Raw genomic sequence first — 26,107 nt, forward strand, 5'->3', positions numbered from 1 at the left:
GGGAGCAGTGGGTTTTTAACCGGCTCTGGGCGTGCTTCTGCGCCGCGTCGAGATGACACAAGGCGGGTTGGGAGTGCGCCTTCTCCAAATGAAAGTTTATGATGCGCGGGAGCATCAATCACGCTCAGCAATCTGTGATCTCGCGCAAGGCCCGGGGCTGATCGCCCATTTGCTGAACAAAATCCGTTCCGGGGTGTCTTTAGAGGGCCGTCAGGCTTGCTGCGACTTCTAGGAATTGACGTTGGCAGCCTGCTTCGCTACCCTCGCCGTTTTTTGTTTCCTGACCGTTTAACGTCCATGGCTTTATTTTCCTTCTCCCTCCGGGCTGTTTGCTTTTCCTTAGTCAGCTTCCTCACCCTGGCTCTCACCAGTGCTGCGGTGGCGGCACCGAATGCGCCGACCTATCTGGCCGCCTCTGCTTATGATGCGACCAATGTGGTGCTCCTATGGAATGACAACTCCACGGACGAGACGGGTTTTGAGGTTCAATACAACACTGGCAGCGGCTGGGCCACCGCCACAGTCGCTGCGACTAATGCGACCTATACCGTTCTAGGCACTCCAGCGGGCTTTTCTGCGCAATATCAGGTGCGCGCGATTAACGGCAGCGGCAATTCGGCTTTTACCCCGATTGTGACTTGTACGCAGGCCACATTCAACGCTCCTGGCAGCTTAAACGGGCTGGTCAACAAAGAGTCGGTCCTTATCACATGGGCGGACAACGCCACGACCGAAACAGGTTTTGAAATTGAGACGCGAAAACTGCCCAGTGGTTCATTCACATCGCTTGGTTCTGTAGGTGCCAACATAGCAGTAGTCGATCTCAGTGGTTCTCTTGAACCCAATACCAGCTATGAAGTTCGAGTTCGTGCTCGGGCAGGAGCCTCAGCTCCCTATACGTACACGGGGTATTCCAACACCGCCACCCTCACCACGCTGTTTAATGCCCCCACCGGTCTCACGGCCACGGCTGCTTCGGAAGGCACGGTGAATTTGAGCTGGACGGACAACTCGGCGGTCGAGGGCGGGTATGCGGTGTATTACCGGCTGAGCGGCAGCGGCAGCTACACTCTGTTCAATTATGCCGCCGCGAATGCCACGACCTACTCGGTGACGGGGCTGAGCGCGGGCACTGCGTATGATTTCAAGGTGACCGCCGCGTACCAATCCACGACGGTCATCGAATCGGCCCCAAGCAACACTGCCAGCGCGACGACGAAGGACGGATTCACAAGTGGCACAGCGCCGCCCATTTTTTACAATCAGGCGTTTTCGTATCAGGCGGTGGTCAGCACCGGATCGTCTCGCAGTTCATGGAGCATCACGGGTTTGCCGACAGGCCTGACCTTTAACAGTTCGACGGGTGCCATCAGCGGCACGCCCACTGTCACGGGGGCCTTCAACTGTCCGATGTCCGCGACCTTTGCGAACGGGTGGACGGCCAGCAACACGCTGCAGCTGCGTGTCATCCGAGCGCCCGCGGCGCCGGTCTCCGCGACGACGATCGGGACGCAGTCGCTCACTGCGGGCGGGAACACTGTCGTGGCGCTGGGGGACAAGTTCGCGGACCCGGACTCCGAATCTGCGGTGCGCATCGTCACGAACCTGGGGACGATGGACTTCATCCTGTACAACTCGGCCACTCCGCTGGCCGTGGCGAACTTCCTGAGTTACGTGACTGCAGAAGCGAACAACTACAACGGGGCGGTGTTCCATCGTTCGGTCCCCGGCTTCGTGGCGCAGGGCGGGGCTTTCAAAGTGCAGTCTGCACCGAACAATTTTAGCGTGACGCCGACAAGCGCCTCCCCGACCAACGAACCGGGGATCTCGAACCTGCGCGGCACCGTGGCGATGGCGAAGGTTGGCGGGAATCCGAACAGCGCGACGGACCAGTTCTTTGTGAACCTGGGCAACAACAGCAGCAACCTGGACCGCGACAGCGGCAGCCCGAATGCGAACGGAGGGTTCACCGCGTTCGCGCGCGTGGCGGGGAACGGCATGACGGTGGCCGACGCCATCGGCAACCTGCCAACCGCGACCTACAACGTGAATCTGGGGGGAACCGCCACGAGCATGGACAGCTGGCCGCTGACCTCCGCGAGCGCTGCGATGGACACGACCAAGGTGGTTTCGATCACCTCGGCGGCGCCGGTGGCGGTCCTGAGTTACGCGGTGACAGGAAACACGAGCCCCGCCGTGGCCAGTGCCACGATCAACGGCACGAACGTGCAGATCAATGCGCTGGCAGGCGGCCAGACCAACGTGACGGTTACTGCGACGGATCTTGATGGCGGCACGGTGTCGCAAACGTTCACCATCACCGTCAATCAAGCGCCTGCCATCACGAGTTCCCCGCCTCCGGCTGCGCTCGCGAACACGCCTTACAACTTCAGCTACACCACGACCGGATTTCCTGCGCCGACCTTCAGTGTCACCGCAGGAGTGTTGCCGACCGGCTTGAGCCTGAGCACGGCAGGGGTGATCTCAGGGACACCCACGGCAGCCGGCACCTTCACGGGCACGGTGACCGCGAGCAATGGCATTGGTGCTGTGGCCACGCAGAATTTCAGCATCACGGTGAATCAAGCGCCTGCCATCACGAGTTCCCCGCCTCCGGCTGCGCTCGCGAATACGCCTTACAACTTCAGCTACACCACGACCGGATTTCCTGCGCCGACCTTCAGTGTCACCGCGGGAGCGTTGCCGACCGGCTTGAGCCTGAGCACGGCAGGGGTGATCTCAGGGACACCCACGGCATCCGGCACCTTCACGGGCACGGTGACCGCGAGCAATGGCATTGGTGCTGCGGCCACGCAGAATTTCAGCATCACGGTGAATCAGGCGCCTGCATTCACCAATGGGCCGCCGACTGGCACCGGCGTGTTTGGCACGGCCTACACATCCTTCGCCTACACGGCCAGCGGCACACCTGCACCGACCTTCACGGTGACCGCGGGAGCCTTGCCCAGTGGTTTGAGCCTGAGCACGGGCGGAGTGATCACGGGGACGCCGACGGCGGCGGGAACCTTCACGGGAACGGTGACGGCGAGCAATGGCATTGGCACGGCGGCGACGCAGAATTTTAGCATCGTTATAGACAAAGCGACAGCCGGCCTTGTTTTGAACGGGCTGCAACAAACGTATGACGGCAGCCCGAAGGCCGTTTCGGCCACCACCACGCCGTCCGGACTCACGGTGAGCATCACCTATGACGGGTCCGCAACAGCGCCCACCAATCATGGCAGCTATGTCATTGCCGCCAGCATCAACGACGCCAACTACAGCGGCACGGCAAGCGGCACGCTGACCATCAGGGGGCAGTCCGCCGCAAGCTGGCGCACGCAGCACTTCACCCCCACACAGACCACCGCAGGCTGGGCCGCCGATGATGTCGATCCCGATGGCGATGGCTTGAAGAATCTGGCCGAGTACGCGCTCGGCACCGATCCGTGGGTGCGCAATGCCGCTCCCGCTCCGATCGCGGATGCCAATGGTCTGACCTTGACCTTCACGCGCCCCAAAGATTTGCCCGACGTCAGCTACTCAGCGCAATCGACGGACAGCCTTGGATTGTGGAGCCCCGTTACTCTGGAACTTGTGAGCGATGGTCCGGTGCAAACCTGGCGTGCTCGCGATCCGCTTGCGACGGGCAATCCGAACCGGCGCTTCATGCGGCTGGTGTTTACGGCTGGCGGAAGCTAGTTCGACGTTGGCAAGTTAGCGAGATTTGGGAGCTGGCGGTACGTTGTGAGTGCGGCGGAGCGCCTTGCAGACGCTGCTGGTGGACGTGGTGTGTGGCGAAGGCGCTGGGTTTGCTTTCCCTGCCGGGTTGTACCCTGTACCAGGGTAGCCTCGCTGAGGCTCGGCAACCCTTCGCTATGATGCGCAGTCCCGTTGGGACTGGTGTCAAGCGGAGTGGGATGACGGAAGACGACACCGCCTATCACTTTTTCGGCTTTTGAAACCAGCCCTTCATTTTACCGAAGAGACCCTGTTTGGGTTCTGCGGGAGCATTGGGCGGCGGCGGGAGGAGATCGTTGGGCTTGTTTTCGCGAGCCGGCAAGGCGCGTGGGACGATATCTTCGGGCATGCTGGCGAACTGTTCGGTTTGAGTATAAGTGCTCATGTGGTCGCCAATTTTTGCCTGTTCCAGCATGTGGTCGGCCGAGTCGGAGAGAATCCGAGGCTGCACAAAGATCATCATCTCACGCCGCTCTTTTTTGATGTTGGTGTTGCCGAAGAGGTGCTTGAGAACGGGGATGCGAACAAGAAATGGGAGACCGCCTTTGTTGTTGGTGTCACGCTCGGTGATGAGGCCGCCGAGCATGGCGGTGGCCTGATCGGGAACGATGAGGCTGTTGTGCATGCCCTGTTCGGAAATGTTGGGGACCTGGTTGCCGCTGATGGTGGTGTAGCCGGAGACATCGTTGTTCTGCTGCTTGAATTCGAGCATGACCTCGTTGTCGTTGAAGATGTGCGCCGTGATGTCGAGCTGAAGACGCACGGGAATGTACTGGGTGGTGGAGGTGAACCCGCCGCCAACCACGCCGCTGGTGTAGCTCTGCCCGGCGATGGCGATCTGCTGGCCGATGTAGATGCTGGCGGACTGGTGGTTCAGAGCGGTGATGGTGGGCTGCTGCAGGACATGGAAGCGCTGCGTGCTTTCGAGGGTCTGCAGGAAGATGTTGAGGTTTTTGTTGATCTGGCCGTAGGCGGTGAGCCCGCCGAGCGCCGCAGGGCCGCCAGCACCGAGAAAGCCGGCGACGTCCTTCAAATTAGCAGGGTTGGCAAAGGCGGTGCCCTGCGTGTTGAGCACGCCGCCAACCAAGCCGTTGTCCCCGACTTTTTTGAGGGACTGAATCCAGTCGAGACCGAAGTTGAAGTTATCGCCGAGCGTGAACTCGCCGATGATGGCGGAGAGCAGGATCTGGCGTGGACGAACGTCCATTTCATCCGCGAGCTCCTCCAGGGCCTTGATTTGATCTGGCGGACCGGTGGCGATGAATTTGGAACTGGCGGAATCGGCGATGACGAAGGTGCTGCCGATCAATATGCTGATGGTTTTTTTGGTGACATCCAATGGCGAGATGTTGCCCGCGCCAAAGGAGTTGCTGGCAGACATCCCGCCGCTGCCCAATCCTGAGCTGCCGCCCAATCCTGAGCTGCCACCGAATGCAGAGCTGCCACCGAATCCAGAGCTGGAACCGGAACTGCCAAAGCTGTTGTTGACTGGATTTGTCGGGGTGGAGGATGAGTTCTGCTGGGGGAGGCCGCTGGAGCCGATGTTTTGCGAAGTCCGCTGCAACGCCTTTTCGGCGAGGCTGAGGAAAACGGTGAGGTCGAGGTATTTGAGCCGACGTGAATAATAACGGGAGGAGGGCGATTGCGCGTCCAAGTCCGTGATGAAGCTGTCGATGCGCCGCATGTCGACGGGGCGAGCGACGATGATGAGGCTGTTGGTTCGCTCAATGGCTTCGATGACCGGTTGAAATGCCTCCGGAGTGGCGCCTGCTCCGCCACCCATGGAGGCGGATACTGGAGCGTTTGGAGTGTTTGGAACGGATCCTGGTGCGCCCGGGGGTCTGGCGGCGCCGCTGGATTTCGGTGCGGCAGAACGATTGCCATCGCCACCGCCCAAGCCTAGCAGGCTGTTGAGCTGCTCCACCACTTTTGCCGCTTCCGCACGCTCAAGCCGGACTGTTTTATGGATGGTTTCCATGGGGGGAGCATCCACCTGCCGGGCCAGTTCCAAATAAGCGCGGATGGTCTGCGAAGCCTCGGTGATGATCAACGACTGGCCGTTGGCCACGGCGAGGATTTTTCCATACGGATGGAGGGGGATGAGCTGCTGAAAGGCGGTGGAGGCCTCCTCCGCCTGGAGGTAGTTGAGCTGAATGACATGGGTGACGACCTGGTCGTTGGTCGGCAGATCTTCTGAGCGCAGCACAAGCGGCACGCCCTGGGTGGAGGGACTGGTGCCCTGTTCGGCAGCGATGAGTTTGAACAGATTGTCCCCGCTGGGAACGAGCACATAGCCGTGCATGAGCAGCCCCTTTTCGATGATGGTGCGGTATTCTTCGTCGCTGAACTCACCCGGGACTTCAATGGTGACAGTGGCGTTTTCCAGACCGCGGTCTTTGAGAACGCGGCGTCCAGTCACCCGGAAATATTCTCCAATCACCTCAGAGAGCGGGGTGGCGGTGAAGCCGATGATGTTTTTGCCGGAGGACGGAGGCGGTGTCGTGGGAGGCGAAGTGGGAACGGCGGCGGGCGGCGGGAGCGGAGCGGGAAATGGAGCTGATGTGCGCCCAGGTGCAGGCACGGTGATTTGGGGAGGCGTGGGTGCGGGAGGATTTACAGGCGCACCCAAGCGCGGGCGGTTGCGCGTCGGGGGGATGGGGGCGTTTTGCGCCGCCAGGAATCCAGGAACCATGCCTGTCAAGGCAGTGCAAAGCAGAACCAATTTGCAGAAAAATTTCATGGGGGAGGCGGAGGCAGATGATTACTGCGAGATGACTGGGGAATTGAGAGACGGGCTAATCAGCCTGCGGCGTACTGGAACAGGGGGAGAGCCTTGCATAACAGCAGATTGTGACACAAGCGGTGAGGAGGGGGGCGGATTTACCGCATTGAGGGTGCCTGGAAGTGTGCCTGGAGGCGGAACGAAGCCAGGCCGGCCTAGATTTACGGGAGTATTCGCCTGCGCGGTGGCCGGTGCGTTGGTTGGAGCGGCACCCGGAGCAGAGCCCCTGCCTGGCTGAGAGGGATTTTGTGGTGTCGGAAATTTCAACTGGGTGCCGGGCTGCTGATGGGACGGCTGCATTGAAGGAGCCTTGGTCGTCTCGGCGGCGGCCATCTGTTTGACGTAGCTGTCGTTGTAACGGATGGCGGCTGTTTCCGTGCCGAGCGTGACTTGGGCCACCAAGTCCTTGCGACTGGCACCCAATTTGACACTGCTGAGCTTCATGCCGTTGGAAGCTGGCTGGCCCTGCCTGAGGCTGGTGCGTTCGTTCGTTTTCGTATTGACGATGATGATCGTGGGATCGGCGGAGTCGCCAAAGTAGGTGCCGATGGTGAGATCCGCTGCGAAGGAGGCTTGCTCCGCTACGGGAGCCACTGTTTTCAAGGTGAACGGATTCTTGTTCCAGCCAGCCTCGTAGCGTTGCACGTCATGAGGGACGGGCGGCTGGAAGATCAGTGCTTCCTGCTGCGCGTATGCCCGGAAGGCCGTCAGCAGCAGAAGGATCATCAGGCCTCCAGGTTTCATGAGCCAGCACCCTCCGGGGATGGTTCCTGCGCCACGGCGGGTGCATGAAGCTGGCTGATGTGGAGGATGGCAACGACGTCTGCCGGATTGGCGGCATCCGGCGTGATCTTCACCTGGGGGACCACCCTGAAAGATGCGGGAGCAAGCAGGCCGTGCATCCAGCGGAAAACGGAAGGCAGCGGACCTCTGATGGTAAGCGTGACTCCCACCTCACGGTAAAAAGCTGCGGTCACCGGCTCATGCAGCTGTTTCTTCTGCACTGTCAGTCCGTTTGTGGCGGCAGTGGCCAGCAGCGTTTCGAGCAGTTGCTCACTGGCCTGGTTTTCACTGGTCATCGCCGGCTGCGTCTCCTGCAGCCAGTTCAGGCGCTGCCTCCACATTTCGACTTCGGTGAGCATCGACTGCATTTCCATCTGCCGCAGTTCGAGGGCTTGTTCACGCCGTTCAATCGCATGCTGCTTGCGCAGGAGACGCTGTGACAGGAGAGCACCACCGCACAGTGCGGCGAGCACGCCAAGAATCATGAGCAGCCTGAGTTCACTGGCCTTCATTCACAAGCCCTCCATTGAATCTTCCTTCGGCGCGAAATTCCGCGCGATTGTCTTCGCGAATGGCCGGTACCGGGAAATTCCAGGCATAGCGCTGGAGTGGAATGCACGCGGCCAGCTGGCTTTTGAAGGCGAGCGCTTGATTTACCGTCGTGGCCTCACCACTGACGATGAGCCTGTCGCCGTCGATCTGAAATTCCTTCAGCCGGATGCCTTCGGGAGGGAGCAGCGAGACGATCTGATGAAACAGCTCCACCGGATACAAATCCGGATTGATCGCGGCCTCCATCTCCTGCCAGCGGTTCTGCGCCTCGCGCACGAGATCGATTTCCGGCTGAGCGTTGCTCATGACGACATCCGCATGATCCAACTGCGATGTGCGCCATTGCAAGCGCAGCCACCAGGCACCGAAAAAGCAGAGATAAACCAGTGCTGCGGCGGCCAGGATGAGCATCTGGCTCTGGCGGCGCTTTTGCTGCTGCCGCCGCACGGCCACCTGTACCGGAAGCAGGCCGCTGGACTCCGCAGGAGGGCGCGGGTCAGGACGCTTCTCCTTGAGGATGGAGGCAGATTCAAACAGGCAGGCGAGCTGCGGGGCGAAATCGGTTTCACAGTGCGTCCACACGTGGATGGCGTCCACCTGGGCAAAGTTGATGAAGCCGTGTGTTTGCAACGTGGCGCACATGTCACGAATTTCAAAGGCCGCGTCCACATCCAGACTGCGAGCCGTCAGCACTCCAAGATGCAGCAGTTTAGCTTCATGGGTGAAGGCCACGACATGGCGGCCCAGCTCCTTCCACAGGGCTATGCCATTGTCAGGCAGCGGGAGCATGCGGACGCTGGGCTCAAACCGGCCATGAACGCACTGTTCCCAGTCGGAAAATTCCTCGGCCAGCGCCAGAGTGCCCACCAGAGCCTGCCTGCCCTTTTGCAGCACCGGCCAGTTGAGCCACAGGCGCGAACCGCTTTCGTTTTTCATCCCCAGACCTTCCCAGCGAAGATCCACCGTTTCATTGAGGGCCTCCTGAGTCAGAGACCAGAAGGGTGCGCTGTCAAAGGCGAGTGCCTCGATCCCCATCAGACCGTCGTGGGCAGCATGCTCTACAGGCATCCAAACACCATCGGCGCCGCACTGCCAGGCTTCACGAGATTCCTCTCCCGGAAAGCTGAGTGACTGCTGCGATGGACGTTGAAAGGTCATAAATCTCAAAGCCGATGTGCTCCTTCCACGGGAAATTCGCGCCACTCGGTGATGCGTGGCAGGCCGCCATTCTTGTTCATGATGACTGCGATGCCGCAGCGTGAATCTCCTGCGGTGCCGATGCTTTCAATGCGCAGTGTCGCTCCCTGAAGCGTGAGCAAGGGGGTGATTTCCGCTCCCTGTTGTCCGACAATGCCAAGCAGCGAGAGTGCCTCGTTCAAATTTTGGAGCGGCTGGTCATCCTCGGTCTGCTGCAGACCATCCGGACCATTGCGCAGCTGCACCAGCCGGCTGGCATTCTCCAGTGAAGCTCCTGTCGCCGCAGCCAGCACTTCGGCAGAGGCCATGTTCACATCCAACTGGCCGGTGCCCCGGAGCGTGAAAAAAGAGCGCCAGTCTGGTCTGGCCGCCTGGATTTCGTCTGCACGTGCCACCAGATCCACTTCATTGAGGCTGCTGAATTTGCGATTAAACGGCCGGTCTGAATATCCAAGATGATCGTAATCCAGCTTTTCCGCACTGTCCGGCCTACGTTTCAAATCGTCGGCGTCCGTCCAGTCCATCAGCGTTGCCACGATGCCCTGAGCATCGGCCGCCGAGATACCCCAAGATTTCAACATCCGCTCGAGAACGGGAAGATGCTGGTCCGTGAGCAATGCATTGAGATTCAACCGGGATTCTTCGGTGCCAAGCAGGACTTCAAAGCGCTCCACACCGGAAACACTCCGCCGCAGCAGTGGATCCCCAACCCTGATTTGAGGATGGGCTGCCACAGCCACTCCCATTTCCGCAAGCTGGCGGGCGCGTATCATGCCGTATCTTGCCTGCTGCATTTCGCCATGCTGCTGTGAAACGGACACTGCCATGATGATTAAAAACGAGAGCATTGCCACCAGGCACAACACAGCCAGCAAGACCGAGCCGGCGCTTGTCGGAGTGCGGCGGTTTTGAAGATGGTACGTCACCAATTGCGAGTTGTGGTTTTGAGCTTTAATAATGCATGCGGATTGGTGGATTTTTCGCACGGATGATTTTGGGTCATCATTACCGTCCGGAGGGGCTTCAAGGGGGGCATTATCGCATATGACTAACACAAAAGCTAGATGCTATCGGGACCTTGGAAAGCTGCAATCATGAAATGCACCTCCGATCCAACCCATAGCGCGGGACGTACCAGTCTATCTGGAGCCATAAAATCAGGGCATGTTCCTCCTTCGGCGGGCTTCGCAGCTCGGTTTTTGAACCTTCCTATTTTGGGAAGCCATGCCATGAGTTCTTCACATTCAACGTTTTTGACACTTGCGGCTGCGGATTGTTCATGCCCTGACGATGCTTTTGACATAGTAAGGTAGAAACCTAGGTCTTATCTTAAGAGGCTCCTCAACGCATTGCCCGGCAGACGAAGACCGAGCGCAAGCTCCTGGAAAGTTCCTCCTGAATGGGCAACGCAGCTGGTCAGCGCGTGCGCAAACGGGGGCACGGTTTACTTCCCGGATGGGGCTGGCGCGTTTATAAGGCAGCACTTCCTGGGAAGCACGCGCTATCGCTTCGTTATTCGTTCTACGGGATTTGCAGGACGGGCGGCAGCCATTCGCTACCGAAAGGCTCGTTCATTGAGTGATGACTTTCACACGGAAGAAGCGTGCGTCCTGGCCATTGATCTGCGCTGGATAGGGCACGGTCACCGCTTCCATTTCTCCATCGTTGCCAATGGACACGGGGGTGTCCGTGGAAGGCTGCCAGAAGGTGAGATTGGCGCTGAACTCGACGGTATAAACGAGTCCGGCGGAGAGGTAGTCCATCCGACGTCCAAAGACAGCCAGATGATCGGGGCCGGAGATCAGAACGCCCGGGGTGCCGCGCTTGGAGATCGCGCCGCCCGTGACGCTGATGATGCCGGACGAGCGCTGGGTTGGATTGGTACCGAAGGCCCATTCGAGGAGGTTGGGAATACCGTCGCCATCGCTGTCTTGCTGCGCGCCTGAGCTGCCGTTTGCGATCCCTGTGGTCAGGACCCAGTCTTGATAGGGGGTGCGGCGGGTGACCGTGAGTGTGTAGGTCTTGGTGGTGACTCCATCCTGCGCCGTCACGAGGATGGCCAGAGGGTTGGTGCCGACCGTCAGAGGGAGGATTGGACTGGCAGCGCCATTTACGGTGAAGCTGGCATGCGCCTCCGCCACCACGGGGGTGAGGGTGATGCTGGAAGTGGCGTTGGAAACTTCCGAAGCATAGCTGGTGGTGGCTGGGGCGAAGGCAGGCGTGAGGGTGCCTCCGGCAAAGGAGAGGGAGGCAAGATCGGCGTTGGTGCTGAGAGTGGTGAAGACCAGGTCGTCACCATTGGTGGTGCCTAGTGTGCTGGTGGCAGCGGCGATGAAATGGTAGGTTGTGCCAGGGGTGAGACCGGTGAGGGTGGTGGTTATGTTTTGCGGGACGACGTCGTGATCACCATTGAGAGCGAAGGCCACATTGGTGCCGTAGCTGGTGGTTGTGCCGTATTTGAACTGCGCGGTGCTGGTGGTGCCGTCTGGATTGACAATGGCGTTGAGCGTGGCGGTGGTAGTGCCGACTGAGGTGGCGGCGAGAGTGGTGACATCTGGCGCGGTGGCATTGATGAGGACATGGCTGATGTCGGACGACTGCCACGCGCTGTCCCCGGGCTGGTAGGCGATGACGCAGACGGTGCCGGCGGAGTTCACGGTGAGCTGATCGCCCACCAGAGTGGCGGGCCCGGTGACGATGTAGCTGGAGGGCAGGGCGCTGGTCGTTGTGGTGCTGAGGGTGATGGTATTGCCAACGGTCACCGTGGATGGCGGCGTGAAGGTGAGGCTTTGGGGGGAGTTCAGGCCTGGCACAGCGAGGGTCGGCACCCAGAGATTACGTCCCGCAAAGGCGCTTTGACCGGAGGAGTTCTGGCCGGCGGTCCAGAGGGTGCGGTCGATGGCAAAAATCAGGCTGTGGGTCGCAAAGGCCTGCACGGGCAGGGTGCTCCACAGGGTGCCGGTACCGACACGCGCCGGGCTGAAGTTGGTGGTGATCGTGCCATTGCCAAACTGGCCCACCGCATTGCTGCCCCAGGCATACAGGCTGCCGTCGCTGGTGGTGGCCAGCGAGTGTGCCGTCCCGGCGGCAATGCTGGCCCAGTTGGTGGCAGTGCCGATTTGCAGTGGTGACGTACGCTGCGTGAGGGTGCCGTCGCCCAGCTGAGCGTTGCTGTTCAATCCCCAGGCCCAGAGGGTGTGATTGGTTTTGAGTGCGAGGACATGCGTGTTGCCAGCGGCGAGCGTGGCCCAGTCCGTGGCGACGCCGACTTGCGTGGGCCGAACGACGGTGGTGGTGGTGCCGTTGCCGAGCTGGCCGTTGGAGTTGCTGCCCCAGGTGAAGAGCGAGCCGTCGGTTTTCAAACCTGCGGCGAAGGAGGTCGAGGAGCTCGCGGAGCCAGCGACCATGCGCCAGTTGGTGTCGGTGCCGATCTGGATGGGGAAGTTGCGCTGAGTGGTGGTGCCGTCACCCAGCTGGCTGAGACTGTTCGCGCCCCAGGCCCAGAGCGTACCGTTGGTCTTGATGGCATAGGTGCAGTTGTTGGCATCGAAGATGAAGTTCCAGTCTGCATCCATGCCGATCTGGATCAGCGACGAGCGGGTGGTAATGGTGCCGTCACCGAGCTGGCCGCTGCCGTTGTTACCGCAGGCCCAAAGGGTGTGGTCGCTGCGAATGGCATGCATGGAGCTGTTGGCGGAGGAAACGCTGAGCCAGGTGAAGCCCGTGCCCATTTGCACCGGAGTCGGATGCTGGCTGGAATCGGTCGCGCCGAGACCCAGCTGTCCCGAGGAATTGCCACCGAGGCCCCAGAGGGTGCCGTCCGGTCTGATGAAGTAGGTATTGTTGGTGCTGCCCACCGCGCTGGAGACCGCGCCCAACTGCTGCGAGAGCGGCAGGAGCGAACGCATGACCACGCCGTGTATGTTATTGGTGTTGGTGCCCCAGCTGTAAACCGAACCATCCGAGGTCGCGGCGTGGGAGACGCTCACACCGCCAGTAACGGCCGCCCAATTGGACGCGGTACCAACCTGGAGGGGAGTGTTGGCGCGGGCCGCGTTGTCTGCGAAACCCTGGCCGAGCTGCCCCAGCGTGTTGGCGCCCCAGGTCCACAGCGTTCCATTCGTTTTTCTCACGATGCAGTGATTGCTGCCAGCGGCGAGAGTGGCTCCGGACCAGTCTGTTGTGCCGCCGATTACGACCGGGGCGGAGCGCTGAGTCAGCGTGTTGTCCCCGACTTGTCCACTTGAGTTAAGTCCCCACGCATTGAGCGTGCCGGTGGTCAGCGTCGCAAAGCCACCGTTCGAATGGGCGGCGACGCTTTGCCAGGTGGTGCCGGTTCCGATTTGGACGGGGGCCAGTCGTGTGGTGGAAGAACCGTCACCGAGCTGGTTGCTGGTGTTGAGACCCCAGGCCCAGAGTTTTCCCAGGGTGTCGATGGCGAAGGTGAAGTCGCCGCCCGCGCTCAAGGTCTGGCCGCTGATGGACCAGGTGGAGGCCGTGCCGATGCGGGTGGGGGTGGAATAGGTGGTGGTGAGGGTGCTGTTCTGGCCGACCTGGCCGTTGGAGTTGCCACCCCAGGCCCAGAGTGTGCCATCGTTTGCCACCGCCACGGTGTGGGTGGCTCCGGCTGAGGCGAGGGACCAAACCTTGGTGACGCCGAGCTGTGCCAGGGTGCCGATCTGAACGGGGCTGGTGCGTTGAGTGAATGATGAGTCCCCGACCTGGCCGCTGGAGTTCAGGCCCCAGGCGTACATCGTGCCATCACTGCGGAGGGCCACGACATGTGAGGTGCCGCAGCTTACGCTGGACCAGTTGGTGGCAGAGCCGACCTGAACCGGCGTGCGCCGGGAGGAGGTGGTGGTATCGCCGAGCTGTCCGTTTGAGTTGATGCCCCAAGCCCAGAGCGTGCCATCACTGCGGATGCCGAGAGTGAAGTCATTGGCCTTGCTGCTGCTGAGCTGCACAAAGCCGGGCGCTGTCTGGACGATGAAGGATTGATACACTGGCAGGGCAGCACCGATACTCCCGCCGTTGCCGGTCTGCGTGGCTTTGACGGTGACCACACCCGGGGTGCCCGTGAGGGTGACGGTGCTGCCTGCGAGCGTCGCTGAAGCGGAGCCGGCCACGATTTGATAATTGACGGTCAGACCGCTGGTCGAAGTGGCGCCGAGCGCGAAGGCGGCATCCGTGGTGCGCTTCAGGCCGACAGTGGGGAAGGCGATGACCTGGGTGGTGGCGGTGAGGGTGATGTCATTGCCATCGCCGCCGGTGTAGCTGATCTGGAAGAGATAGGACTGGGCATTGAACGTCGCGGTGACGGCGCTGCCTTCCGGCAGGCTGGCGAAGGTGCCGCTGATGGGGCTGCTGCCGGTGTTGTTGACGAGTTTCAAGACGGTGCCATTTGCCGGAGAGAAGCCGAGAGTGAGGGTCAGGGGCAGGCCGCTGGCGCTGAAGCTGTCGATGGTGACCGGCACATCACTGGCGGTGATGAAGGTGCCCGTATTGGAGGTGGAGAAGGAGCGGTCCGGTCCTGGGAACACACCGCCCGAGGTCACTGCAACCATGCGGCCGTGATAGGTGAGGAAGGGCTGCACGACGATGCCTGCTGTCCTGGCAAGCTGGGTGTTCCCCGCGCTGAAAGCTTGAGGTGTGGTGGTGGTGCCGTAGCTGGTGGTCAGTCCATATTCAAAGAAGGTGGTGCCAGAGTATTCCTCGCCAACGATGGAGCCGTTCAAGGTGGCGCTGTAGGCGAGCACATTGGTGGCGGGCAGCGCCAGTGCGGCGGGGGTGGGATGGACGCGGAAAATGCCGGAGCTGGTCTGACCGTAGAGATAGCCGTCATTTGCATTCAGCAGACCATTGGCCGCTGCGATGCCATCGTGGCGGCCGGTGAATGAATACAAGCTCTGCACGCTGCCATCCGTGCCGACACGGAACAGGGTGCCCTGGTTGTAAAGACCGCCGCTGGAAGTCACGCCGTAGAAATGACCGTCGGGTCCGACGAAGAGGCCGTAGCTCGGTGTGGAGCCCAGCAGTGCTCCCGTGGTGCCGGTGAAGCTCGCGAGGTTGGTGAACCCACCTGCCAAGGTCACTTTGAAAACGGTTCCCAGGTTCGCCGTGCCGCCGGTGCTGGTCACGCCATAGAGTGCGTCGTCAGGTCCCTGAACCATGGCGCCGAGAGGGCTCGAACCCAGCACACCGCCAATGACGTTGTTAAAGTTGACGAGGTTGGTGAAGGCACCCGCAGGCGTGAGCTTGAAGACGGTTCCAAGGTTGCCACCGGTGCCTCCTGTGGTGGTGGTGCCGTAATAGTTGCCATCATTGGCCTGCAGCAGGGGGCCCTGAGGATTGGAGCCGAGCGCTGAGCCGGTGGTGCCGGTGAAAACCGCCGCCTGGGTCATCAGGCCCGCCGAGGTGATGGTGAAAACCTGGCCGAAGTTGGACGAACTGCCCCCCGAATTGGTCGTCCCCCAGTACTTGCCGTCTGAACCCTGGATCAACGCCGCCTGCGGACTGGAGCCCGGGGCCGCACCGGTGGTGCCGGTGAAGTTGAGCAGAGTGGTCACCACGCCTGACTGACTTGCCTTGAAAACAGAGCCGAAGTTGGTGGCGCCGCCAGCGGAACTGGTGCCGTAGAAGAATCCGTCACTGCCGAGAAGCAAGCCGCCGCGGGATGTGATGGCGCTGGTGCCGGAGACAGGAGGGAGCTGGGAAAGGATGGCAGGAGCACCGTCAATGGAAGCATTGAAGAAGGTGCCGTAGCCAAGAGCCGTGCCGCCGCCAGTGGTGGTGCCAAAGAAGGTGCCCTCGCTTCCCTGCACGAGTTTGCTGAAAACGGGTGGCGAGTTCAAGTTCACCAAGGTGGTCAGCAAGCCAATGGTGGAGACTTTGAACAGGGTGCCTTGATTGAACAGGCCGCCACTGCTGGTGGCACCGTAGAGAGTGCCATCCACTCCGGCCACCAATGACCCCTGCGGTGCGGTGCCCGGTGCGGTGCCGGTGGTGCCGGTGAAATTGACCAAAGTGGTGAGCACCCCGGCTGGAGTCATCTGGAAGAAAGTGCCATTGCCACCTGCGGTGCCGCCGGCGGTCGTGGTGCCGTAAAAATTTCCGTCGCTCAGCTGAACCAGCGCGCCTTTGGGGCTGGATCCCAAGGCCGGAGCCACTGTGCCTGAGAACTGCACGAGGGTGGTGAACGTGCCGGTGGGAGTGCAGACAAAGACCGTGCCGAGATTCAAGGTGCCCCCGGTCGCGGTGGTGCCGTAGAGATTGCCATCGACGCCTTGAACGAGCGTGCAGTTGGGACCGGTGCCCAGCGCGGCTCCGGTGGCGCCGGTGAAGTTCACCAACGTCGTCAGCACACCTGCAGGCGTCATCATGAAGATGGTGCCATTCCCGCCGCCTGAGCCGCCCGTGTTGGTGACGCCGTAGAAGTTGCCGTCATTGGCCAGCAAGAGTCCGCGCGGACTGGTTCCCAGATTAGCGCCTGTGGTGCCGGTGAAATTGACCAGCGTGGTCAGCACACCTGCGGGTGTCATCATGAAGACGGTGCCGTTGCCGCTCGAGGTGCCGCCGCCGGTGGTGGTGCCGTAGAAGTTGCCATCGAGACCGAGGGTCAGCTTGGAGACTGAACCGGAACCGAGCGCCACACCGGAGGTGCCGGTGAAGTTTACCAGGGTGGTGCGTGTGCCATCCGGCGTCAGTCTGAAAATGGTGCCTGAATTTGTGGTGCCGCCGGTGTTTGTGGTGCCGTAAAGATTGCCATCGGGGCCTTGAATGAGCGCCCCCTGAGGGCCGTTGCCATCGACGCCACTGTTGGCGGTACCGTAGAAGTCTGTGAGCTTTGTCATGGTGCCGCCCTGGGACATCTTGAAGGCGGTCCCGACATTGATGGAGCCACCCGTGTTCGTCGTGCCGTAGAAGTAGCCGTCATTGGCCAGGGTGAGACCACTCTGGGGCGATGTGCCGGTCACGACATAATGGAAGGTGGGTTCGACGATGGCGGTGGGCTGAGGAGTGAGGGTGGTGATGACCTGATCGTCCCCATAGGTGATGCCAAAACTGTTTTGAGCCACCAGGCGGATGTGGAAGACTGTGCCTGGGGTGATGCCTTCACCAATGGTCACGGAGACAGGCAGCATCGCGACGCCGCTGGAGAGGTTTTGCGGGCCATCGGGCTCGGTCTCGGGATCGAGCGTGATGGGTACGCTCTCCATGACCTGTGGCACGGTGAAGTCATCGTAGGCGGTGGTCTCGCCGTATTCGAACCAGTAGTTGGTCAGACTGCCGAGAGGATTGATGTAACCGTCCACGGTGATGCCGTTTTGAGCGGTGCCGGTCCATGAACCGGTGATCACGATGGGAGGGCCCTGGGTGGCAAAGGTTTGATCCGGGGAGTAATAAGTGCCCTGGGCGGTGATGGTGACCAGCCGGTAGTGGTAGATTTGTCCACCAATGAGGCCACTGAGGCTTGCGCTCACATCCACGGCGGTGGTGCCAGCGGCGAGGTTCTGCACGGCCGACTGCGTGCCATAGCTGGTGGAGAGACCCCACTCGAAATAGGCTGTCGCCGAGTCGAGATTCGGAATCACACTGGCCGTGAGGGTCGCGCTGGTGCTGGAGCTGACGATGGCATCTGGCAGATCCTGAACCGCAGGCTGCTGATGCACGCGGTAGATGGCACCTGCATTGGCGCCATAAAGATAACCGTCCGCACCGAGCACGAGGCGGTAGTCCAGAGACAAACTGCCGGAGGCTGTGGCCACACCGCCGTCCGCACTTGAACCAAAAGCATACAAGGACTGTGCCATGCCGCTGGGGTGGACACGATAGACCGTTCCCATGGAGTAAGCAGCGGAAAAGCCGGTGGCGCCGTAGAACCAACCGTCGGGTGCCTGCAGCAGCATGGAGGAGGGGGAACTGCCCGGCATCGTACCCGTCGCGCCGGTAAAGGCGACGAGCGAGGTGAAGACTCCGGCTTTGGTGCAGGAATAAACGGTGCCCGCGCCGCTGACGCCGCCGCCCGTGGTGGTGCCGTACAAAATGCCATCGCTGCCAAAGACGAGGTTTGAGGCGGGAGTGGAGCCAGGTGCCGCGCCTGCAGTGCCGGTGAAGTTCACCAAGGTGGTCAGAACGCCAGCCGTCGTGAATGAATAGACAGTGCCGGAACTGCCGGTGCCGCCGCCGGTCGTCGTGCCGTAGAGAACGCCATCACTGTCCAGAACGAGGTTGGTATTGGGGCTGCTGCCGAGAACGGCCCCGGTGGTGCCGGTGAAGGTGATCAGTGAAGTCACGGCGCCGGTCGCGACATTGACACGGAAAATAGTGCCAAACCCACCGGCGCCACCCGTCGAAGTGGTGCCGTAGAGATTGCCATCAGGCGCGAGCACGAGGCGGGTTTGTGGAGCCGAGCCGAGCAGGGTGCCCGTCGTGCCCGTGAAGACTCCGAGAGCGGTATAGGTTCCCGTGGGAGTCACCTTGAAAACGACGCCAAAGCCGCTGGTGCCACCACCGGAGGTGACACCGTAGTAGTTGCCGTCGCCGCCAGGAGTGAGATGTGCGCTGGGCGAAGCACCCAGAGTGCCGGAGGTTCCGCCGAAGGTCGCCAGAGTGGTCAGTCCGCCGGCCGTGGTTAGCTTGAACACTGAACCGTTGGTGCTGGCGATGCCGGTGGGATTGGTGCCGTACAAATTATTGTCGGTGCCGACGATGAGCGTGTTGGGATTGGTGGTGCCTGAAATGCTGTCAAAGCTCCTCACCGTGGTGAGCGTGCTGGGTGCCACGAACTTGACGACGCTGCCGTATTGATAGGTGCCGCCCTGCGTCGTGGTGGCGTAGAGGTTGTTGTCGCTGTGTTTGATGAGGTTGCGATAGATCGGCGGCTTCAATGAGAAGGTTGCCAGAGTGCTGAAAGTGATGGTGCCCGGGACCAGCTTGAACACCCCGCCACGTGTCGCTCCGACGTTTGATGCATTACCGGAAAGGGTGCCGTAGAAGTTGCCGTCCGCGCTTACGAACGTCATGCCGCCCATCGGAGTTGACGGCCCGTCCGTGGAAGTAAGAGTCTTGATGTTGGTGAACACACCCGCCGTGGTGATGGTGAAGAGCGAGCCATACGTCGTTCCGGCCGAGGCGGTGCCGTAGAGCGTCACGCCATCGGCCGCGAACACGAGTGGTGAAACACAGGTGCCGCCGATCACGAGGCCGGAAGCCCCGGTGAAACTTTGCAGCGTGGTCAGCACGCCTGCGGTGGTGCATTTGAAGATGGTGCCGTTGGCATTCGCGCCGCTGGTGGATGTGGTGCCATAGAGCGTGCCGTCCGAGCCCTGCACCAGCGCACCCAGCGGGGTGGATCCGATCGCCACACCGGTGGTTCCAGTAAAGGCGACGAGGGTGGTGAAGGTGCCGCTGGTCGTCATTTTGAACAAGGTGCCAAAGCCACCCGCACCGCCACCGCCGGTGACGCCGTAGAGATTGCCATCGCTGCCTTGAATCATCGCCGCCTGACAGTTGGAGCCGAGCACCGACCCCGTCGTGCCGGTGAAGCTGTTGAGGACGGTGAGCACGCCAGCGGGGGTCACGCGGAACAGGGTGCCATTGGTGGATGCTCCTGAAGCCGTGGTCGAACCATAAAAGTTCCCGTCGGAAGCCTGCACCAGCGGCGCTTTTGGCACGGAGCCCATGTTTGGACTTGCCGAGCTGAGGCTGACCAGGGTGGTGAGCACGCCTGCCGGGGTCATTTTGAAGATGGTGCCCAGATTGTTGGCTCCGCCAGCGGTGGTGGTGCCGTAGAAGTTGCCATCGCTGCCGAGGCAGAGGCCCGCCTGCGGTGCGGCACCGTTGACACCGTAGAAATTCACCAAGGTGGTGACCACTCCGGCGGTGGTGATCTTGAAGACGGAGCCTTGATTGTTGAGGCCACCGGTCTGGCAGGTGCCGTAGAGCGCACCATCGGCACCCAGGACGAGTGTGGAGAGGGGCTTGTTGCCAACGATGTTCGCCTTGGAACTGAGCGTCTCCACAATGTTCACGATGCCGACGGTGATGGAAACCGTCGCGGCAGGACTGGTGGCGACACCATTGTTCACGGTGAAGGTGAATGAATCCGGGCCCGTATAGCCGGCGGCAGGCGTGTAGGTCAGATTGGGTGCGGTGCCGGAGAGGGTGCCGTGAGCGGGAGAAGAGGTGGTCGTGAAAGTGAGCGGCAGAGCAGGGATGTTGGGATCGGTGCCCGTGAGTGTAACCGCCGTCGGTGTGTCAGGAGCGACGGTGACCGATTTCGGCGTCGCCACCGGCGGGCCGGCTGCAATCGTCAGGCTGACGGTGGCAGGAGAACTGGTGATGCCATAGAGGTTGGTGGCGGTGAAGGCAAAATTGTCCGAGCCTGAGTAGCCCAGCGCGGGGGTGTAACTTACGCTGGGGGGAGTGCCGGAGAGCGTGCCATGCGAAGGCGGGGTGGAGACCGTGAAGCTGAGGGGGGCGCCGCTGGGCGAGTTGGTATCCGTGCCTGCCAGGGTGAGGGCTTGAGTGGCTCCGAATGCGAGGGACTTGCTCTGCGAGGTCGCGGTGGGCGCCAATCGACTGGCGTTGCCCAAAATATCCACGTCATCAATGTTCCAGCCAGAGTAGGCGAGCGCGCCAGCCGCCACCTGGTAACCCCAGCGTACATAGACCGTGGCTTGATGATCTGCCACTGCCGAGATGTCATAGGTCACCGCCTGCCATGCGGAATCGGTCACCGCGCCCGAGTCATTGGCATAGACCTGGGTCCACGTGGAGCCGTCGTTGGAAACCTCCACCGTTGCGAAAGCCAGAGGCTGGACGTCCGTGTTCAACCAGCGTTGAAATTTCAACTTGGTCTGGGTGGACGTGGTGCAGTTGAAGGCGGTCGTTGTCAGATAAAACGGGCCGCCAGGAGTGGTGGAGTAATTGCCGGACAGATTGACGCCATAGACATTGCTGCCGGTTTTGCCAGCGGTGGGATCTGCAAATCCATTGGGCGGCCCACCGCTGCCCGTCGGCACGCCGTAGGTCCACTCGCCCTGGGTGCTCCAGCCCGGATTGGTGGAGAGCGCCTGCGAGCCAACCTTTGCCTGCACCAGAAGCGAAGCAGAGCGGGTGGTGTTGCCGTTGCCGTTGCTGATATTGGTAAAGGTGATGGTGTCGCTGTAAGCTCCGGCAGAGAGCGCATTGGCGGATGTCGTGTTGATCGATGCGGTGACGTTTGCCGTTGATCCCGCAGCGACCGTACCGCTGGTGGACGAAAGGGTCAGCCAGGAGGCTGTTTTGGCCGCCGTCCAGCTCATGGAAGCGGTGCCAGGATTCTGAATGGTGAAAAGGGCGCTGGAAGGCGCAAAGGCGCCGCCCGCCCCGCCCGTGGAGGCCAGAGCCCCTGCTGTCACGGACATGGCCGGTGTGCCTGCAACTGACAGCGACACGGCACGGGTGGTGGAGCCGTCTCCAGTCAAGGTATTGGTGAAAGTGATCGTGTCGGAGTAGCTGCCTGTGGCGAGTGAATTGGCCGCGGAGTTGATCGTCAGCGTGACGGTGGCATTGCCTCCGCCCGGGATGGTGCCGCTGGTGGGTGACAGCGTCAGCCACGATTGAGTGATGGCCCCGGACCATGTCACGCTCGTGTTGCCGGTGTTGGTGATCGTGTAGACGTTTGAGGCCGGCGAGAAGGGGCCGCCGGTGCCGCCCGTTGAAGCAAAGGTGGCTGAGGGCGAGATTGAGATCACGGCCGTGTCGTCATCAATGACAATCAAATTGGCAAAGCCTGACTGATACCCCGAAGCCACGGCGGAGATGCCAATGGCCTGATTGCCGGAAAGGACCGCATCGTTGCCCGGAGTGATGTCAAACGTCGCCGATGTCTGCCCGGCCAGCACCGTGACCGAAGCGGGGACCGTCACCTTCACAGTGTTTGCCGAGCTCAGGGAGACAACGGTGTCTGCAGCTGCGGCCGTGGGGAGAGTCACGGTGCCGGAATCTGCCAAACCATTTTCCGTGACGCTGGCAGGGAGCGTGATGGCGATGGGATTGAGGGTGAAAGAAACCGGGTCTGAACTGATGCCATTGGCGACCACCACGAGATTGTAAGTGCCGTTTGGCACGGAACTCGGCACGGTGAATTCAGTCGTCACTGGCAGCGCCCCGGTCACGACGCCGTTGTTGTTCCAGTTGAAGCTGCGAGCGTAGTACACCGACGAGCCAGAGGTCAGACGCACGATGGGGTAGTTCGTCGCATTCTGATTGTCATCGCCATAGCTCGAGCCTTCGGACCAGCCGTTCAACTGGGTGCCGACAATGTGGAAGGTGCCGTCTGCATTTTGCGAGACGGATGAGATCACCGGTTTGCCCGCCGAGATCGGTGTGCCGTCCGGGGTGTAGCAGTAAATGGTGGAGCTGAAATTCGAATACAAGCAGGTGCCGTCCGGCAGCACCAGCATGGTGCCATAATAAGAAGCATGGTTTTGTGAACCGCCCGGGGTGGGCACGGCCGTCCACGTATTGTTCGTATAATCGTATTCATAAAAGGCTGTGGGCGAGGGGAAGTGCTGAGCTGAAGTCGGCACCGGAGACACTGCCGCGAGCACTTTGCCATTGGGCAGCATGGCGCAGGGCGCATCAGGTGCGCCCTGTGCGCCGGGGATGTCTGCCGCGATCGTCCACGTTCCATTCGCGGTTGATCCGGAAGGTGTGTAGATGGCACAATGTCCCAGCGAGCCGATGAAAAAGGCCTTGCCATTGGGCAACAACATGGCGCCTCCCGTTTCCGAGCCATAGGGATCGTAAAGCGACACAGGCACCGTCGCATCGGCAATCCAGGTGTTTGATGCCGGGATGTAGCGTTCGGAGTTGGTGGAGTTGATGTCCACCATCAGTTCGCTCCCGTCTGGCAGGCGAACCCAGGCGGATTCATTGTTGCTGCCGAGACAGGTCGGCCCGGCGGTGAAGGTGTTGGTGGCCGGATCGTAAATTTTGGTGGTCCGCGACACCGACACGACGGCATTCAGCACGCGCCCGTCAGGGATCATGGCGGAATTGGCATCACTGAAGCGCACCCCGGGGGAAGGGGTCATGAGCCACTTATTGGTGAGTGGATTGTAAACCTCAGCTGCAGATCCGCCGGTGCCATACTCTCCGCCAGCCACATAAATGCGGCCGTCCTTGAGCACCTGGGAGGAGAAATAAAGCCGGGAATTGTACATGGACTTCAGGGAAGTCCATGTCCCTGCGGTGTAACTTCCCTGGGCGTTCGGCGTGAGTTTGGCAATCGTGGTGCCACCGCCATCAAAAATCAGCAGGGTTCCATCCGGCTGAAGCATCATCAAACCGACCCCGGAGGGGGCCGTGGGCAACGTGGACCAGACCCCTGCAGCCATGGCTTGGAACGGCAAAACACATGGCAAGAGGGCTGCGATTAGTAAAAATATGTATTTCAACATGATGCAGTGGGCTTCAACGCGAGCTTGATGGGGAAAATTCACCGGAATAATGGAGGCTAGCAGGACAGACCAAGCCATTTCAATCCTTAATTCATTCTCCTCTAAATACTATAAAGATAGGCTTGGGGGCGCAGTAAAGCGGGGGCTCAGGCCCGGAGCCGAGGACTGCAATCGGCGCGCCTCCGAGGCCGTCGACCTCGATGAAGCGATACGGCTAGATAGCTTGCTGGCGACCTGTGACAGGAACGTGTTTTTCCAACACGGACAGCTTTGAGCCAAAGTTCATGCCGGGGTGACACCCAAGGTGAAGGCTGACAAACCGATTGGAGAATGGAACACGTTCCACATCGTCATGAAGGGTGACCGCCTGACAGTCACGCACAACAACAAGCTGATCATCACGGACGCCCAGCTACCAGGCGTATCACGGCAGTGACCGCTGGCCCTGCAACTGCATCCCGAATTAAGTTGGATCAACCCTGCGCGAGCTTGCGGTAGAGCTTTTCCATGGCGGTGGCGCTGCGGCAGGCGATGGCGGCTTGGGCGAGGATGCTGGCGACGTCGAGACGGGAGATTTTGATGCCTTGCTGGACTTTATCCCAAGGGGAGGAGCGCATTTTGGCGAGGGTTTGAATGCCGAGGAGCAGGGGCAGGGCGGTGGCGTAGCGGAGCTTGCCATGGGTGACATGCTGCACGTAGAGCAGGCCGCACTCGAGGTGGTCGGTGCAGGTTTGCAGCCAGAGGCTCCACTCAGTTTGGATGTCTGCGGGCTGGCAGGGGAGGTAGCAGCGGCCGTCGCGGGTGTCTTCGCCGATGTCGCGGAGAATATTGATGAGCTGGAGGCCTTTGCCCATGCGTGCGCCCCATTCCTGCATTTGGGCGGTGGTGACGCTGGGATCGAGCGAGCCGGGGAGTTCGGTGGCGCAGAGCTGGGTCCAGAATTCGCCGACACATCCAGCGACGAGCCAGGCGTATTGGTCGAGCTCTTCGGCGCTGGCGAGGCTGCGCAGGCGGCCGTCGGCGGGAAAGCGGCGGATGTCGAGCATCTGGCCGTCGATGATGTGCTCCAGGACGCTCTGGATGGCCGCGAGGGGGACGGGCTGCATGGTGCGCAGCCAGGCGATGCCGTCGGCGAATTTTTCCATGAGGCGGCGCTCGGAGTCGTCGCTCTGCTGGGTGCAGAACTGAGTGATGAGCGTGCTTGCCAGGCCCTGGGCTTCGCCGGTGCCGCGCACCAGTTCTCGATAGCGTTCGAGGCAGTCGAGCCGCACGGAGGCGCTGACGATGGCGGTGTCGGCGATGGTGTCTGCGGTGCGTGCGAGCAGGTAGGCGAGGGAAATGGGCTCGCGCAGCTCCTTGGGCAGCGCTTTGAGCGTGAGGTAGAACGAACGGGAGACGGCGGCCAGAAGCTGGCCGCCGAGTTCGCGTTCGTGATGAGTTTCGTCGGACATGGGGGTGATGCTAGATGGTAGATGCTGGATGCCGGAGCAAGCATTCTCTGCTAGCATACAAAGAGTGAAGCATCTCTACGTCCATATTCCTTTCTGCCACCGCATCTGCCCCTACTGCAGCTTTCATAAGCACACGCCGGGCGGGACGGACATGACGGCGTTTGTGGATGCGCTGCTGCGGGAGGCTGAAAAGCAGCCGCTGCGGCCGCAGACGATTTTTTTCGGTGGTGGTACGCCGACGATGCTGAGTGATGTGCATCTGGAGCGGCTGCTGCGCGGGCTGAAGGAGCGGGTGGACATGACGGAGGTGGTGGAATTCACGATGGAGGCGAATCCGCGCACGGTGACGGCCTCCAAGGCGGCGATCATGCGCGAGATGAACGTGACGCGGGTGAGCCTGGGGATTCAGGCCTGGGACGATGAGACGCTGAAAACGCTGGGGAGGGACCATGCCCGGGCGGATGCGGAAGCGACCTGGCAGGTGCTGAAGGAGGCGGGGTTTCCGAGCCTGAACCTGGATCTGATGTTTTCGATACCCGGGCAGAGTGTGGAAACTTGGAGGCAGACGCTGGAGCACTCGATCTCGCTGCAGCCGGATCACATTTCGGCCTACAACCTCAACTACGAGGAGGACACGGATTTTTTCCGCCGGCTCAAAGCGGGGGAGTATCGCGAAGACGAAGGGCGTGATGCGGAGTTTTTCAATCTGGCGATCGACACGCTGGAGGGCGGCGGGTTTGAGCACTACGAGATTTCAAACTACGCGAAGCCGGGGCATCGCTCCGTGCACAATGAGGCCTACTGGCTGGGGGAGGATTATCTGGGCATCGGGCCCGGGGCGTTTTCGACGGTGGGCGGGAGGCGCTGGAACAACGTGAAGGACACGCCGCGCTACATGGCGATGACGCTGGCTGGTGAAGAAACGGCGGCGGATGTGGAGGAACTCACGCCGGAACAGCGGCGCACGGAGCGCTTTGGCCTGGAACTGCGCACCGCGCGAGGACTGCCGCTGGAATTGGTTCAAGCCGAGTCACGCAAGATGCTCGAGACGCTGCGTGAGCAGGGGCTGCTGAGCTATGATGCAGGCCATGTGCGGCTCACGCGGGTGGGCAAGCCGCTGGTGGATCCGATCGCCGTGGCGCTGATGGGCTGAG

10 protein-coding genes are annotated in these 26,107 nt (G+C 61.2%); 3 read left to right on the forward strand and 7 right to left on the reverse strand.

Features of this window, described 5'->3' with window-relative positions; translation table 11 throughout:
- Window positions 1–297 precede the first annotated feature (297 nt).
- On the forward strand, window positions 298–3,702 hold the full coding sequence (locus AC3RLQ_RS01835) for a putative Ig domain-containing protein (RefSeq protein ID WP_493033786.1): 3,405 nt from the start codon (window positions 298–300) through the stop codon (window positions 3,700–3,702).
- Window positions 3,703–3,943: 241 nt separating this feature from the next.
- Here the strand turns inward: AC3RLQ_RS01835 and AC3RLQ_RS01840 are convergent, their stop codons facing one another.
- From AC3RLQ_RS01840 to AC3RLQ_RS01865, 6 genes are all read right to left on the reverse strand, one after another.
- Window positions 3,944–6,433 (reverse strand): secretin GspD/PilQ domain-containing protein, encoded by a 2,490-nt coding sequence (locus AC3RLQ_RS01840; protein ID WP_493033788.1) that lies wholly within the window; start codon window positions 6,431–6,433, stop codon window positions 3,944–3,946.
- A gap of 69 nt (window positions 6,434–6,502) precedes the next feature.
- A complete protein-coding gene (locus AC3RLQ_RS01845; RefSeq protein ID WP_493033790.1) occupies window positions 6,503–7,267 on the reverse strand; it encodes a hypothetical protein in 765 nt (254 codons plus the stop codon).
- Complete coding sequence (locus tag AC3RLQ_RS01850; RefSeq protein ID WP_487687120.1) at window positions 7,264–7,818, reverse strand: GspMb/PilO family protein; 555 nt, start codon at window positions 7,816–7,818, stop codon at window positions 7,264–7,266. The genes AC3RLQ_RS01845 and AC3RLQ_RS01850 overlap by 4 nt, the downstream gene beginning before the upstream one ends.
- The gene (locus tag AC3RLQ_RS01855; RefSeq protein ID WP_493033793.1) at window positions 7,805–9,016 is read right to left on the reverse strand and encodes a hypothetical protein; all 1,212 of its coding nucleotides are present in this window, start codon (window positions 9,014–9,016) and stop codon (window positions 7,805–7,807) included. The genes AC3RLQ_RS01850 and AC3RLQ_RS01855 overlap by 14 nt, the downstream gene beginning before the upstream one ends.
- Before the next feature lie 5 nt (window positions 9,017–9,021).
- The gene (locus AC3RLQ_RS01860; RefSeq protein WP_422315282.1) at window positions 9,022–9,882 is read right to left on the reverse strand and encodes a type II secretion system minor pseudopilin; all 861 of its coding nucleotides are present in this window, start codon (window positions 9,880–9,882) and stop codon (window positions 9,022–9,024) included.
- 744 nt (window positions 9,883–10,626) lie between these two features.
- Window positions 10,627–23,385: a choice-of-anchor tandem repeat GloVer-containing protein gene (locus tag AC3RLQ_RS01865; protein ID WP_493033796.1), complete on the reverse strand. Its 12,759-nt coding sequence runs from the start codon at window positions 23,383–23,385 to the stop codon at window positions 10,627–10,629.
- Window positions 23,386–23,806: 421 nt separating this feature from the next.
- Between AC3RLQ_RS01865 and AC3RLQ_RS01870 the strand changes: the two genes are divergently transcribed.
- Complete coding sequence (locus tag AC3RLQ_RS01870) at window positions 23,807–23,938, forward strand: 3-keto-alpha-glucoside-1,2-lyase-like domain-containing protein (RefSeq protein ID WP_493033798.1); 132 nt, start codon at window positions 23,807–23,809, stop codon at window positions 23,936–23,938.
- 37 nt (window positions 23,939–23,975) lie between these two features.
- Here the strand turns inward: AC3RLQ_RS01870 and AC3RLQ_RS01875 are convergent, their stop codons facing one another.
- On the reverse strand, window positions 23,976–24,953 hold the full coding sequence (locus tag AC3RLQ_RS01875; protein ID WP_493033800.1) for a squalene/phytoene synthase family protein: 978 nt from the start codon (window positions 24,951–24,953) through the stop codon (window positions 23,976–23,978).
- A 64-nt stretch (window positions 24,954–25,017) separates the two neighbouring features.
- Here AC3RLQ_RS01875 and hemW point away from each other — a divergent pair, with 64 nt between their 5' ends.
- On the forward strand, window positions 25,018–26,106 hold the full coding sequence (hemW, locus tag AC3RLQ_RS01880; protein ID WP_493033801.1) for a radical SAM family heme chaperone HemW: 1,089 nt from the start codon (window positions 25,018–25,020) through the stop codon (window positions 26,104–26,106).
- Window position 26,107 lies beyond the last annotated feature (1 nt).

Source organism: Prosthecobacter sp. GW821-HT29F12 (assembly GCF_058803405.1).

What these genes read in the sequence shown, in the direction of transcription:
- AC3RLQ_RS01835 (WP_493033786.1), top strand. Translation starts at nt 298, where the DNA reads ATGGCTTTATTTTCCTTCTCCCTCCGGGCTGTTTGCTTTTCCTTAGTC.
- AC3RLQ_RS01840 (WP_493033788.1), bottom strand. Translation starts at nt 6,433, where the DNA reads ATGGTTCCTGGATTCCTGGCGGCGCAAAACGCCCCCATCCCCCCGACG.
- AC3RLQ_RS01845 (WP_493033790.1), bottom strand. Translation starts at nt 7,267, where the DNA reads ATGAAACCTGGAGGCCTGATGATCCTTCTGCTGCTGACGGCCTTCCGG.
- AC3RLQ_RS01850 (WP_487687120.1), bottom strand. Translation starts at nt 7,818, where the DNA reads ATGAAGGCCAGTGAACTCAGGCTGCTCATGATTCTTGGCGTGCTCGCC.
- AC3RLQ_RS01855 (WP_493033793.1), bottom strand. Translation starts at nt 9,016, where the DNA reads ATGACCTTTCAACGTCCATCGCAGCAGTCACTCAGCTTTCCGGGAGAG.
- AC3RLQ_RS01860 (WP_422315282.1), bottom strand. Translation starts at nt 9,882, where the DNA reads ATGGCAGTGTCCGTTTCACAGCAGCATGGCGAAATGCAGCAGGCAAGA.
- AC3RLQ_RS01865 (WP_493033796.1), bottom strand. Translation starts at nt 23,385, where the DNA reads ATGATGCTTCAGCCGGATGGAACCCTGCTGATTTTTGATGGCGGTGGC.
- AC3RLQ_RS01875 (WP_493033800.1), bottom strand. Translation starts at nt 24,953, where the DNA reads ATGTCCGACGAAACTCATCACGAACGCGAACTCGGCGGCCAGCTTCTG.